The sequence below is a fragment of the Amphritea sp. HPY genome (assembly GCF_050870985.1).
Classification (GTDB): Bacteria; Pseudomonadota; Gammaproteobacteria; order Pseudomonadales; family Balneatricaceae; genus Amphritea.
In genome coordinates this window covers 1,781,127-1,794,563 of record NZ_CP194015.1, presented here as the reverse complement: position 1 = coordinate 1,794,563, position 13,437 = coordinate 1,781,127, and the positions used below count along the sequence as shown (strand labels likewise).

Genomic DNA, 13,437 nt, shown 5'->3' with positions numbered 1-13,437 from the left:
GTTTTATCGATGATTCTCTATATTGCAGAAAAACCCAGTCTGGCGCGGGCCATCGCAGAGGTTTTACCTAAGCCCCAGCGCAAGCATGAGGGCTATATTGAGGCGGGCAACGGCGATATTGTCAGCTGGTGTCTGGGTCATCTGCTGGAACAGGCGGATCCCGATGAATATGATCCACAGCTAAAGTCCTGGCGCTCTGAGCATCTGCCGATTATCCCCGAACAATGGCAACTCAAGCCGCGTTCTAAAACCCGCAAACAGCTATCGGTGTTACGTAAGCTGATTAAGCAGAGCGACCAGCTGGTTCATGCCGGCGACCCTGACCGTGAGGGGCAACTGCTGGTGGATGAGGTGATCGACTACCTTGGTGCCAGTAGCGCAAAGAAGCAGGCGGTGCAGCGTTGTCTGATCAGTGACCTGAATGCTAATGCGGTGCGCAAAGCGCTGTCGCAACTGCAATCAAATAGTGAATTTATACCGTTATCCGTGTCTGCGTTGGCGCGGTCTCGCGCTGATTGGCTGTACGGCATCAATATGACCAGGGCCTATACCATTCGTGGCCGTCAGGCGGGCTACAATGGCGTGTTATCCGTTGGCCGGGTGCAAACACCACTGCTCGGCTTGGTTGTCAGGCGGGATCAGAGTATCGCCGGTTTTGTCTCGAAACCATTCTATGAAGTGGTTGCCGTGTTGCAGACTGAGGCTGGGGAAACATTTGAGGCCAGCTGGAAACCCAGTGAAAATTGCCGCCCTTATCAGGATGATGAGGGGCGGGTGATGTCAAAACAACTGGCTGAAAATGTACAGCAACGGGTGACCGATAAGCCAGCCAGGATTACTGAGCTGCAACAGAAACAGAAGAAGCAACGCGCGCCGTTGCCTTTCAGCCTTTCCTCATTGCAGATCGAGGCCGCAAAGCGCTTTAATCTCAGCGCTAAGCAGGTACTGGATCTGTGCCAGGGGTTGTATGAAAGGCATAAACTGATTACTTACCCACGTTCCGATTGCCGTTATCTGCCAGCGGAACATCATGCTGAAGCGGGGCAGGTGATGACATCGCTGTATCAGAATAATCCCGATCTCGAGGCCTTCCGTCCGCAGTTGGATAGTGGTCGTCGCAGCCTTGCCTGGAACGACAGCAAAGTGTCGGCCCACCACGCCATAATCCCAACTCAACGGACCATGAGTGTTACACGTTTGAGTCGCGACGAAGCCTGGCTCTATGATCTGATCTGTCGCTACTACCTGGCACAGTTTGCCGCGGATTACCTGTATTTCGATACCCGGGTGGATATCGATATTGAAGGCGGGTTGTTTGTAGCGGCAGCCCATCAGACCCTTGAGTCGGGCTGGAAGCCGTTACTTAACAGTAAAAGCCAGGAGCGCAGCAGCAGTTTGCCTGAATTACAAAAAGGCCAGCAGTTGCATTGTCCGTCAGCCCGAATCGATGAAAAGCAGACCCAGCCGCCGAAACACTTTACCGACGCGACACTGCTCTCGGCGATGACCGGTATTGCCCGCTATGTTACCGACCCTGAAATTCGTAAAGTTTTGAAAGAAACTGATGGCCTGGGCACAGAGGCGACCCGGGCCGGTATTATTGAACTGCTGTTTAAACGGGGCTTTTTGCGTCGTGAAGGTAAAGCGATTCGGGCCACAGAGGTTGGCGTAACGCTGATCAGTTGCCTGCCGGATAGCGCAACAACACCGGATATGACGGCGCTATGGGAAGTGTCGCTGGATGATATCTGCCAGAAAAAGAGTAACTACAGTGGTTTTATGCAGCCGTTAAATGGCACGCTGAAACAGCTGATTGAGCAATCGGCCACGGTTCGGATACCCGAGTCAATCAGGTCGATGTCACCGCCGAAAGCCACCAGACGGCGTAAAAAGTCGACTGGTGGAAGAACTAAAACGGTAAAGCAGAAGCGACAATATAAAAAAACCGCAGTCTGAGCTGCGGTTTTATTATTCAACAGTCAGTTTGACTTTTAATCAAACCGAGGCTCATGCCAGCTAACCGATTTCAGGAATTTGTGGGCCGGATAAAATTTACCGTCTTTACCGGTCTGATCCTGCGCTGATTTGATGAAAGCTTCCGGTAGCTCACCACCGTTGTATACCTCAAGGCCTACTTCATTGCGGTAATAAGCCAGGGTCTGCTCAATTTCGGTTTCCGATTTACAGAGTTTTGACAGGTTGCTGGCCTGTACCGTCGCCATATCTTTATCTGCATCAACACCCAGAATGTGTGCCATGCCATAGGTGGTTACCAGGACATCGGCGATCGCATCGCGGATTTCAGAAAGATCATGGTTTTCAATTCCCTCAACCAGTTCCGCCAACTCTTCCTGAATCAGGTGTAGTTGCTTACCTGCCTTTTCCCAGTTGGGATCGGTCAGATCGCCCTTAAGGTTACCAAATACAGTATTGAGATAGGATACGTCGCTGAAGTTACTCATGGTTTTCCGTTTAATTAAGGTTTCTGGGCCGTTGCAGGCTGTTATAGGCGGCCTATGATGACGTTAAACAGGGAGCGCTGCAATATTGATTTACTGTCAATTGTCAGGTGTTACATCCACCTCGGGAACAGTGGCTGATGCAGCATTGTCAGTTACAGCATCAAACACTAGCTGATCAACCGGAAGCGGGCGGCCAAACAGGTATCCCTGATAGGTATTACAGCGGTAATCAAACAGCCGCTGCCGCTGCTCTTCGGTTTCTACGCCTTCTGCGATGACGCCGATATTCATGCTGTAGGCCAGCCCGATAATAGTCTGGGCCAGCACCGCATCATTGGCATCGGTAAGCAGGTCTCTGACGAAGGACTGATCGATTTTCAGGTAGTCCAACGGTAGCTTCTTGAGGTAACTGAGGGATGAGTAGCCGGTACCGAAGTCATCCAGCGCAAAGCCGATACCGATCTCCCGGAGTTGCCACATTTTACTGACGATATCGTCGATGTTGTCCGACAGTACGCTCTCTGTCAGTTCCAGGTGGAGCCGGACAGGGTCGATGCCATGGCGCAGTACTATATCGATGACCCTGGCGACAAAATCAACTTGCTGATATTGCCGGGTACTGACATTTACCGATACGGTAAGCTGACAGTATTGAGGTTTCTCGTGCCATTTTTTTAGCTGTTCGCAGGCGGTTTCCAGAACCCATAAGCCAATCGGCAGGATCTGACCGGTCTCTTCTGCCACCGGGATAAAATCTAACGGCGATATCATCCCTTTGTCAGGGTGGTGCCAGCGGATAAGTGCCTCGAAACCGATAATTTTCCCCAGACTATCGACCTGGGGTTGGTAGTGTAGCTGAAACTGTTGCTCTCTTAATGCAATATGCAGGTCGGCTTCCAGTTCAGCCCGGGAGTTGGCGGCGGCCTGCATCTGCGGGTCAAAGAAACGGATCGCATTACGTCCGGCGGCTTTGGCCTGATACATCGCCAGATCGGCCCGTTGCATCAGCTGCTCAATGCCGGTTTGATTATTGTCGGAGAACAGGGTGATACCGATACTCTGCGTACTGTGATGTTCAAAGCCGGCAAAACTGTAGGGCTGATTCAGTGTCTCAAGAATTTTCTCGCTGATGTGCTGAATCTGCACCATTGCGGCATCCCGCTCCGGTGCCAGGTCGGTCAGCATAACGACAAATTCATCGCCGCCAAAGCGGGCCACTGTATCGGTCTTGCGAACCAGCTTACTTAGGCGTTCGGCGACCTGCTGTAACAAAATATCACCGTGATGATGGCCCGCGGTATCGTTGAGCGCTTTAAAATTGTCCAGATCGATGAACAGCAGAGCACCTTCGTCGCCGTGCCGCCGGGCTGCCTGAATAGCCTGTTCGAGGCGGTCTGTGAGCAGCCTGCGATTAGGCAGGTTGGTCAGTGAGTCAAAATATGCCAGTTGTTTGATATGTTCCTCTGATGCTTTACGTTCGCTGATATCGGTCAGCGCCCTGACATAATGAGTTACCTTGCCATCGCCGTCGGTAACTTCGGTGATTGTCAGCCATTCAGGGAAGATCTCTCCGTTCTTGCGCTGGCACCAGATCTCCCCCTGCCACTGACCAATACTGTGTACCTGATCCTTAATCTGCATATAAAACTCTGCCGTATGATTCCCGGAACGCAGGATTTTTGGCGTTTGACCGATCGCTTCTTCAGCGATGTAACCGGTTATCTCAGTAAACGCCTGATTAACGCTAAGGATGACATTATCGGCATCAGTAATGCACATACCTTCCTGAGTTTCAAAAGCAACGGCGGCAACCCGTAGCTGTTGTTCGTTCTTGCGGCGCAGGCTGATCTCTTCGCTCATCTGTTTGATTGAGTCTTCAATCGTGCCGGCCATGGCATTGAAAGAGCCGGCCAGCTGCCCCATCTCATCCTGGCTGTTAACCTCAAGCCGGTGCTTGAGATTACCGTTATGGAACTCCTGAATGCCCTGATTGACCGTTGTAATTCGGCGGGTCAGGGCGTTCGCCATCCAGAAAGCGATGGCGATAACAATCAGCACCAGAATCGCGGTCGATATCGTCAGTTCCAGCGTTGAATTGTTAAGTTGCCGGCTGATCGCCTTAGTTAACGCGTCGCGCTGTTTTCCGTAATGCATTATTTCGTCGGTAATGGTATTCGAGATGCTATTGCCTGAGTCTACCGCCGCCTGGTGAAATTCATTGAAGTTTGCACCGATAGTCACAATGCCAAATCCTTTACCTGTGTCGCCATAGCGACCGGTGTAATAGGGGATTGCTGCTGCAGTGGTAAATTTCCACAGGCCGCTGAAATAGATCAGAAACGAGCCCGAACCGCCGTCACGGGTCAGCTGATGCCAGCCCTGACACTGGGGTGAGAAGTTAAGATAACGACAGTCCAGGGCGACCGTGCCTTGCCGGACAAGCGCCTGGGCAGGTTTTTTGTCACGAGAAGGTTGGTTGAATATCGGGGCGCCTGCCAGAAATTGCTGCGAAGGCAGGCCAGACGCTTGCCATTGCTGGTACAGATTCTGGTCCAGCCAGGGTGTTTCGGGTAATCCTGTGGTGCTGTTATAGCCGTGAATAAAGTAATCTCTTGGGTGGGAGATCGCACGGTTCTTGTAGTCCCACATAAAAGCGTAGTTACCTTCACTGGCAGCGGCTATCGGGGTGTAACGTTCCCCGGTAGGCAGAATTCGATCGGTGAACTGACGAATATGGTCATGATCCAGGGCCAGCGTAATATAACCGGTGATCTTGCCATCACTGACTAGCGGTGTTGCCCAGCGAATGATGCCCTGAAAATGTTTTCCGAGCGGGTTCTCCTTGCCGGCATAGGCCGACTGTTCAGGGGCATACTCGATTCCTGCCGCAGCGGCGGTCGCCGGAGTATAAGGTCCGATGACCGAGCTTTTGACATACTCTCCGATCACTTCAGAGACGTATATCTGCCCCGGTTGCAGAGCCTGTAGTTCCGGCCAGTAGGTTTCCGCTTTGGCGAAGGTTTGTAATCTGTCCCGGGTGTCTATCAGCTGGCCGGCCTGACCGTCATTACTTACGTTGAATTGTTCCTGGCCGTCGAGGCCGATGACTGTGATCTCGCGATATAATGGTGTATTTTTTCGCTGGCCAATTCCTTCAGGCGGGCGGTAAGTAAAACGTCGACCGTTATCTATAAGTTCTGCCTGATTATTGTTAACGGTCGTAGTGTTTTCTGTCAGAGGATCATTGCTGCTGTTAACAGGAACCCAGCTCTGTTGGTCTTCAGCTAACTGCCAGGCGCCATGTTGGTACAGCGCGCGGTTACGGTTACTCAGAAAATTGCGATAACTATCAATAGAGGGTTGCAGCGTAGCGGCGAGAAGGATGTCCTGATCCCGCTGGTATAAAAAACGGGCCACTGCCTGGGCGGTATCGGTGGTCAGTCGCTCTATCGCTTCCTGGGAGCGGTCATCCAGCGCCTCGGTGCTGTCATGAATAACGGTATCACCAACCTTCTGAATGGTATCCAGCATACCATCGGCCATCTCAGCTGAACGGTCGGTAACATCTTCACTCAGCACGGTGGCGGCTTGCCAGGCAAACAGTGCGATCACGATCAGGGGGATCACTTTTATAAAAATAAAAATGCTGATCAGTTTGCCGCGAATGCTGTTGATGTAATTGAATGACAAGCGAATTCCCTTTCTGCTTATTGGTTGAAGCTTAGTGATCGAGTCTAAAACAACACATTATAGGTTAGTGCATAACCAATAATTACAGAAATATAACCAAATTGGGGAAACTGTGATCACTGTTGGGCAGTTCTGGCTGAACCATATGGATAGGAAGGATAGAGGGCGTAGTAACTGGATTAATTGCTGAATACGCAGAGTATATGTAGCAGGTAATTAATTTGATCTGGCATCTTTTGCGATCAATGTTCAAAACAATTTCGTTGAAAATATCGAATATGTTAATTATTTCTGATGCTTGTGCGGCAGGTCATAAGCTTCAGCTAGATTCTCGGCTATGATATCGGTGTCTGTTTTAATGGTGTAGTGAATTGGAAACTGTTGTTTATTCAACAAACGGTTAACTAAGCCGGGTAATCGAAAAGTGTCGTCGGTCAAAATGATAGAAAGTGATAAGCAATCCTGTATTACCAGCAAACAATCTTCCAGTGTAGTGGGTGGCTGGTCTGTAGCCGTGGGCCGGGCTCTGAATGCATTAGGCTACAATGGCGATCAGCTTTTAAAAGCGGCAGGGGTCGATCTGTCTCAGAAGAATGATGCGGATGTTCGCTTCAGCTCTGACCATACCCGGAAGTTATGGGCGATCGCTTTAGCTGAAACAGGTCAGGAAAATATCGGATTACAGGTCGCAGGTTATGTATGTCCTACCACTTTTCATGCGCTTGGTTTTTCGCTCTGGGCCAGCAATAGCCTTCACGCTGCGTTAGACAGGATGGTGCGCTTTGAAGTGTTACTCAATGATGGTTGCCGACTGTCATTGCAACCGGCAGAACAGCCCGTTGGTTACCGTTTTACTATGCAGGTAAAGCAGTCTGAGAATACGCCACTGGTTGCTAAAGAGGGCGTTGACTATTTTCTCGGGGCGGTGGTTAAAATGTTTCGTGAGATGTCGGATCAGTCATTTGCTCCCCTTAGTGTCAGTTTTACCCGTGAAACGCCGCACCAGCCACAATTATGGCAGGACTATTTCAATTGTCCGGTTAACTTTGGCGCCTCTGATAACAGCCTGATATTAGATGCTGATCAGCTGGATCAGATCTTGCCTACTGGAAATCGTTTGCTGGCCGAACAGAACGATCAACTTGTCGAGGAGTACCTGCAGCGCTTTCAGATGAATGATCTCTGTAGCCAGGTACGCAATGCACTGATAAATCTGATGCCGCTGGGCCTGACGACCCTTGATGATGTGGCTGATGAACTGGGTATGGTAGCCAGAACGCTTCAGTATCAGCTTACCCTGAACGGCACTACGCTCCAGAAAATTCGTGATCAGATCCGGGAAGAACTGGCGCGGCAGTATCTGCAGTATTCCCGTCAGAGTATTACTGAAATAGCCTATTCGCTGGGTTTTTCAGATCCGGCTCATCTCAACCGAGCTTTTAAACGCTGGGCCGGAGAAAGCCCCACCCTGTTCCGGCGGCGCTTCACTGTGCAGTAACCTGCCAAAAATATATCCCCTCTTGTCTTAAATGGTAAAAGCTTTGCTTTAAATGGCAAAGGTACAAAACAGAACATTCGTATACTTGCTGCATATTGATTAATAAATTAACAATAATAAGTGAGGTTTGTTATGGGCGAAGTTGTTCTGGCAGCGAAAGTTACACATGTACCGTCTATGTTTATTTCTGAGCAGGAAGGGCCGCTTAACGGGATTCGGAAGGAAGCGATCGAAGGCCTGCGTCAGATCGGTGACCTGTGCCGCGAGCGCGGGGTTGATACTATCGTAGTTGCTGATACCCATTGGTTGGTTAACGCGGGTTATCACATTAATGCCAAGCCTGATATGTCGGGTCTGTTTACCAGTACTGAATTTCCCCACTTCCTGAATAATATGGAATATAACCATGTTGGTGATCCTGAGCTGGGTCAGCTTATCGCCGATACTGCGACCGAGAATGGTGTTACAACCCTTTGTCACCACGAAGTAGACACTTTAGAAGTTCAGTATGGAACGCTGGTGCCACTACGTTATATGGGCATCGGCACCGATATTAAGATAGTTTCAGTTGCCGGCTGGATGTATGACGCTGAGCTGGAAGAATCAAAAATTGTCGGTGAATCAATTCTTGAAGCGGTGAAAAAGTCGGGTAAGAAAGTTGCATTCCTGGCCAGCGGTTCACTTTCACACCGCATCCCGCCTAATAAAGATGTCAGTGACTATCTGTTTAAGATCAGCCGTCCATTGAATCAGGAAACCGATCTGATGGTGTTGGATATGTGGAAGAAAGGGCGTATTAAAGACTTCCTGGAGATTATGCCGAAATATGCCGAGGACTGTTCCGGTGAGGGTGGCATGCACGATACCGCTATGCTGTTCGGCCTGTTGGGCTGGGACAAATATGAAGGTCAGGGCGAAATGATGACTGAGTACTTTCCAAGCTCCGGTACTGGTCAGTGCAATGTGTTATTTCCGGTGACTTCTTGAGCAACAGCCCAACAAGAGACTGTTCCTGTTTTGCAGGATTGAATAGTTAGCAATAAGCATTGTTAAGCAGTACTAAAAAAGGGGCGCAGCGCCCCTTTTTCTTTTTTACGGATTGAATCGACCAGCCTTTCGTAGTTGCTATAACGCTTGTGGTGGACTTAATCGCAGGTTCCCTAAGGGGGGCGCAGGTTTGATGAATTATTCAATCTGCTTAGATAAAGGCGGTAATACAGGATTTAAGCTTAAAGTTATTAAGCCATGGCTGAACGGTGTGTCGCCTTTGGTATCTTGCTAACTCTAATTAGTTGCTGAGCCGGTCGTATATTACTTATAAGAAAGCCAGCACTGATTTCTCAGTGCTGGCTTTTGGGATTGTGGAGCTATATTAGATTTTAGATTCTACTTCGTCTCCCATAACTATAACCTCTGACTTGCCCATAAGTAGTCGGTAAACAAGTCCGCCAAGTATTGCGCCTACTACCCATCCAAAGCCGGCCATAGCTTCCAGGGCGGGTACCCAGACAGTACCCACGGAGAAAATAGCGGCAATAGCGAATGATTGAAGCGCCTTATTATTAAAGCCATTATTGTAGTGATACTCGCCTTCTGGTGCTGAAGAAAACAGGTCTTCAAGATTCAGCTTCTGCTTTCTCACCAGATAGTAATCCACGACCATGATGCCGTAGATAGGTGCCAGTACCGCACCGAGAGTGTTAACGAAGCTGGCAATTCCCATCTTGCTGATTACGGAAACCCATAGTGCGCCGATGAAGAATGACAGTACGGCAGTGATAAGACCGCCCATACGGAAATTAATCTTGCTCGGAGCAAGGTTGGCTAAACCGTAAGCAGGTGGCACAAAGTTGGCGACCAGGTTGATACCGATAGTTGCTGCGAAGAAACAGATAGAAGCAATGATCGTCAGCGGCAGGCTACCAACCCGCTCTATGATATCTGCTGGGTTTGTCAGGGTTTCACCGAAGAGTACTACGGTGCCTGCGGTAACAAACAGAGCGATAAAGGAGAATACAGCCACGTTAGCTGGAAGACCCCACCAGTTACCCTTCTTTAGCTCTCCTTCTGTTTTAACAAAGCGGGAGAAGTCGCCAAAATTGATAACTACTGCAGCAAAGTAGGCGATCATCGTTCCCATAATCGCGAGGAAAGCCATAACGGGTCCGCCCTCATAGTCACCGGTTCCTTTGAATATATCATTGACGGCAGGAAGCATCTGATCACCAGCTTCAACCCAGATCATGATCATCAGTGCGATCATTACGGCGTAAACGAAAGGGCCTGCCCAGTTCAGGAAGCGGGTAATCCAGTCAATTCCTTTCAGGAACATATATAGCTGAAGGAACCAAACTAAGATATACGAGAACCAGCCAATAGCCGTCATTCCCAGATATTCTTCGCCTCCGCTGGTGCCGAACAAGGCATTAATCAGTAGTGTAACAGCCGTGGACGCGAAGTAAGTTTGCACTCCGTACCAGAAGATGGCAACAATCGCACGCATCATGGCGGGGAAGTTAGCGCCCTTTACACCCATACTGGCTCGCGCCATAACAGGACACGGAATGCCGTACTTTACGCTGGGTATACCTGTTAAGTTACATAAGTACATAACCAGGATTGCAGCACAGATAATAGCTGCCATAACAGCCCATCCATTTAATCCATATGCAATGAATAATGAGGCCGCCAGGGTATAGCCAAACAGACTCTGAACGTCATTGGCCCAAACATTGAATATTTCAAAAGCACCCCATTTACGATCCTTCTCTTTAATCGGCGCCAGGTCTTCGTTGTAAAGGTTTGGGTCAATATTTTTAATTTCTAGATTCTCAGACATGGTTACCTCCCATGGATACAGAGTTTTCTGGTATACGGGGGATAACAGTCTTGCTTTGACGCAAAGCGAAATGCGCTACTCTCAAATGGTACTGCATGGTATTACCTCTTGTTCTTTTATTTTCGAAGAGTTCTTCGCTGAACTTGAGTCCGATCTCTTATGTCGGGTAGCTCCAGTCATTGTCAATGTTTTCATTGTGTATCGCTTGAAGTGGTACAAATGTAAAGCTATATGTATTCAAACTTCTATTATATTGTTAGCAGCGTGGTCATGTTAAGTCAACAATCTGGGTTTTCGCAATCTGGTTTTTCTTTTTGATTCATCTCCATCAGGATCGATATATTCGTATACGGGCTTATTTTGTACTTTCCGGGTTGAACAAAGATCTCCTGAATAGCTGTCTTGAATTTAGGTGAGTATGACAACCAGCTATTAAGGGGAGAGGCTCCCCCAAGAGCCTGGTGGATAGCATGGCAGACCATTGGCTGAGGTCCGGGTAGCAATAGAAGGTCTTAGGCAGCCTGTTGGTATTGTGCCCGAAGATAGTCAGCGCTCTGTAGTCACAGTCTTATGAGATAGTTTCAGGGTCACTTTTGCCTTGTAAATTTGATAATTAACAACGCGTATTCCCATTATGTTTGTATCGTTCATTTGTTAGCTATTCGCTGTAGCAGCTAGTGGGCGGTTAACAAGGAAGGGCTGAGGGCGGCTTTTCACAAGTGATTGGCGCATTCCGTTTTGCTTTTATCAGATTGTGAAAGCTATCGTCGGGCTAATTATTAACAAAAAGTGTTGTGTTTGTGCACAATCAGGTCTATGTTTAATGAACATTGGTCGTTGTGGTTGTCTTGTTTTGCCATTTTTTGTAGCTCAAAAGGCGCGATCATAAATCTCAATTAATAATAAATATTCAGTAGATGAGGTGTTTAGTATGAGTCTTGGATATGACAGAAATCTGGTTGGTTATGGTCACACGCCTCCTAACCCTAAATGGCCAATGAATGCCCGGGTAGCGGTTTCATTTGTTCTGAATTACGAAGAAGGTGGTGAGCGCTGTGTTTTGCATGGGGATGACGAATCAGAAGCTTTTCTTTCAGAAATAGTAGGTGCACAGCCGTTGCCGGGGGCTCGGCATATGAGTATGGAGTCTATCTATGAGTATGGCAGCCGTGCCGGTGTTTGGCGTCTGTTAAGGCTATTTGAGAAGCATGACATACCGCTCACTATTTTTGCTGTTGCGATGGCTGCGGAGCGTCATCCTGAGGTTATTAAGGCAATGGCTAAAGCCGGCCATGAAATATGTAGTCATGGATATCGGTGGATTAATTATCAGGATATGAGCGAAGAGGAAGAGCGTGAGCATATTCAGAAGGCGATCCAGATTCTGACCGATATTACCGGTGAGCGCCCCCTGGGCTGGTATACAGGCAGGACCAGTCCAAATACTCGCCGCTTGGTGGCAGAAGAGGGCGGCTTTTTATATGAATCTGATACTTATGATGATGATCTCCCTTATTGGTCTGAACTGGGAGGCCGTAACCAGTTAACCATTCCTTATACCCTGGATACAAACGATATGCGCTTCGCCAGTAATCAGGGATTCAATAGTGGAGATCAGTTTTTCACTTATCTCAAGGATGCGTTTGACACTTTATATGCTGAGGGTGCCGAGAGTCCAAAAATGCTATCGATAGGTTTGCATTGTCGTCTTGTAGGTCGGCCGGCGCGCATCGCTGCTTTGGCTCGGTTTCTCGAGTATGTGCAACAACATCGGGATGTCTGGTTGTGTCGCCGTATTGATATCGCACGTCACTGGCACAAGCACCATCCTTGTGAGCAGAGTGCTGCTGAATAACACGCACTTACTTAAGTTGTCCGCCAGGCCTTGATGCCATTGAGCGGTAGATATGCCGAATTTATGGAAATGATAATGGAACAAGTTTTAAATCAAGATAGTTTCGATTCTACCAAGTGGACCAACCTTGCAGACGCTCGCCTGGGTGCTAAGGCCATTTTTGTCACCGACGATTGGTTTGCCGATGTGAATCGAATGTTGCAGGCCGATGAGCCCGTCTGGAAGGAAGGTGTGTTCGACGATAACGGTAAGTGGATGGATGGTTGGGAGTCCCGTCGTAAGCGTTTTGAAGGCTATGATCGTGCGATTATTCGACTCGGGGTGCCTGGCGTTATTAAGGGGGTAGATATTGATACGCGCTACTTTACCGGCAATTTTCCACCTTCAGCCTCCATTGAGGCGTGTTACTGCGCCAGCGGAGACCCTATCGAGGCAACCGAGTGGGAGGAAATTCTTCCATCAATTGCGCTTCAGGGGGATAGCCACCATCTACATGCGATTCAGGATAGCCGTCCCTGGACCCACATAAGATTCAATATTTATCCTGACGGTGGTGTCGCACGCCTAAGAGTTTATGGCGTTCCCTACCGTGACTGGTCTCTACAGTCTGAAAGTGAGTCAGTTGATTTGGTTGCAGCCATCAATGGTGGTCGTGCAATCGCGTGTAGCGATGAGCATTTCGGTCGTATGGGGAATATTCTCAATCCCGGCCGTGGCGTGAATATGGGCGATGGTTGGGAGACTGCACGACGACGTACTCCCGGCAACGATTGGGTAATTGTGGCATTAGGTCATCCCGGAGCGATTGATAAGGTAGTGGTTGATACCCTGCATTTTAAGGGTAATTACCCTGATAGCTGCTCTATACAAGGGGCGTATGTTAAGGGTGGGACGGATGAACAGATTGAGACCCAAAGCCTGTTCTGGAAAGAGCTATTACCCTCTCAGAAACTTGAAATGCACAGCGAGCACGCATTTGAATCTGAAGTGAATGAAATTGGTGCTATTACGCACGTGCGCATCAATATATTCCCGGATGGCGGAATCAGTCGTCTGCGTTTGTTCGGTGTTGTAGATAAGACTAACTAATTTA

General features: G+C 48.8%; 8 protein-coding genes. 5 read left to right on the top strand and 3 right to left on the bottom strand.

Annotation, left to right across the window (positions count from 1 at the left end; genetic code table 11):
- Positions 1-9: 9 nt before the first annotated feature.
- Positions 10-1,956 (top strand): DNA topoisomerase III, encoded by a 1,947-nt coding sequence (locus ACQUQM_RS08085; RefSeq protein ID WP_432473976.1) that lies wholly within the window; start codon positions 10-12, stop codon positions 1,954-1,956.
- A 35-nt stretch (positions 1,957-1,991) separates the two neighbouring features.
- Here ACQUQM_RS08085 and ACQUQM_RS08080 read toward each other — a convergent pair whose 3' ends face one another.
- A complete protein-coding gene (locus ACQUQM_RS08080) occupies positions 1,992-2,462 on the bottom strand; it encodes a nucleoside triphosphate pyrophosphohydrolase family protein (RefSeq protein WP_432473975.1) in 471 nt (156 codons plus the stop codon).
- A 96-nt stretch (positions 2,463-2,558) separates the two neighbouring features.
- On the bottom strand, positions 2,559-6,152 hold the full coding sequence (locus ACQUQM_RS08075; protein ID WP_432473974.1) for a putative bifunctional diguanylate cyclase/phosphodiesterase: 3,594 nt from the start codon (positions 6,150-6,152) through the stop codon (positions 2,559-2,561).
- Between the two features lie 439 nt (positions 6,153-6,591).
- Between ACQUQM_RS08075 and ACQUQM_RS08070 the strand changes: the two genes are divergently transcribed.
- Positions 6,592-7,650, top strand: coding sequence for an AraC family transcriptional regulator (locus ACQUQM_RS08070; RefSeq protein ID WP_432473973.1), 1,059 nt, complete (start codon positions 6,592-6,594; stop codon positions 7,648-7,650).
- A 132-nt stretch (positions 7,651-7,782) separates the two neighbouring features.
- Complete coding sequence (gene hpaD / locus ACQUQM_RS08065) at positions 7,783-8,637, top strand: 3,4-dihydroxyphenylacetate 2,3-dioxygenase (RefSeq protein ID WP_432473972.1); 855 nt, start codon at positions 7,783-7,785, stop codon at positions 8,635-8,637.
- Positions 8,638-9,022: 385 nt separating this feature from the next.
- Here hpaD and ACQUQM_RS08060 read toward each other — a convergent pair whose 3' ends face one another.
- Entirely contained in the window at positions 9,023-10,489 is a 1,467-nt protein-coding gene (locus tag ACQUQM_RS08060; protein WP_432473971.1) for an NCS1 family nucleobase:cation symporter-1, read from the bottom strand.
- A 931-nt stretch (positions 10,490-11,420) separates the two neighbouring features.
- Here ACQUQM_RS08060 and puuE point away from each other — a divergent pair.
- Both puuE and alc read left to right on the top strand, forming a co-directional pair.
- Positions 11,421-12,344, top strand: a complete 924-nt coding sequence (puuE, locus tag ACQUQM_RS08055) for an allantoinase PuuE (RefSeq protein WP_432473970.1) — start codon at positions 11,421-11,423, stop codon at positions 12,342-12,344.
- Positions 12,345-12,419: 75 nt separating this feature from the next.
- On the top strand, positions 12,420-13,433 hold the full coding sequence (gene alc, locus ACQUQM_RS08050; RefSeq protein WP_432473969.1) for an allantoicase: 1,014 nt from the start codon (positions 12,420-12,422) through the stop codon (positions 13,431-13,433).
- Positions 13,434-13,437 lie beyond the last annotated feature (4 nt).

What these genes read in the sequence shown, in the direction of transcription:
- ACQUQM_RS08085 (WP_432473976.1), top strand. Translation starts at nt 10, where the DNA reads ATGATTCTCTATATTGCAGAAAAACCCAGTCTGGCGCGGGCCATCGCA.
- ACQUQM_RS08080 (WP_432473975.1), bottom strand. Translation starts at nt 2,462, where the DNA reads ATGAGTAACTTCAGCGACGTATCCTATCTCAATACTGTATTTGGTAAC.
- ACQUQM_RS08070 (WP_432473973.1), top strand. Translation starts at nt 6,592, where the DNA reads ATGATAGAAAGTGATAAGCAATCCTGTATTACCAGCAAACAATCTTCC.
- hpaD (WP_432473972.1), top strand. Translation starts at nt 7,783, where the DNA reads ATGGGCGAAGTTGTTCTGGCAGCGAAAGTTACACATGTACCGTCTATG.
- ACQUQM_RS08060 (WP_432473971.1), bottom strand. Translation starts at nt 10,489, where the DNA reads ATGTCTGAGAATCTAGAAATTAAAAATATTGACCCAAACCTTTACAAC.
- puuE (WP_432473970.1), top strand. Translation starts at nt 11,421, where the DNA reads ATGAGTCTTGGATATGACAGAAATCTGGTTGGTTATGGTCACACGCCT.
- alc (WP_432473969.1), top strand. Translation starts at nt 12,420, where the DNA reads ATGGAACAAGTTTTAAATCAAGATAGTTTCGATTCTACCAAGTGGACC.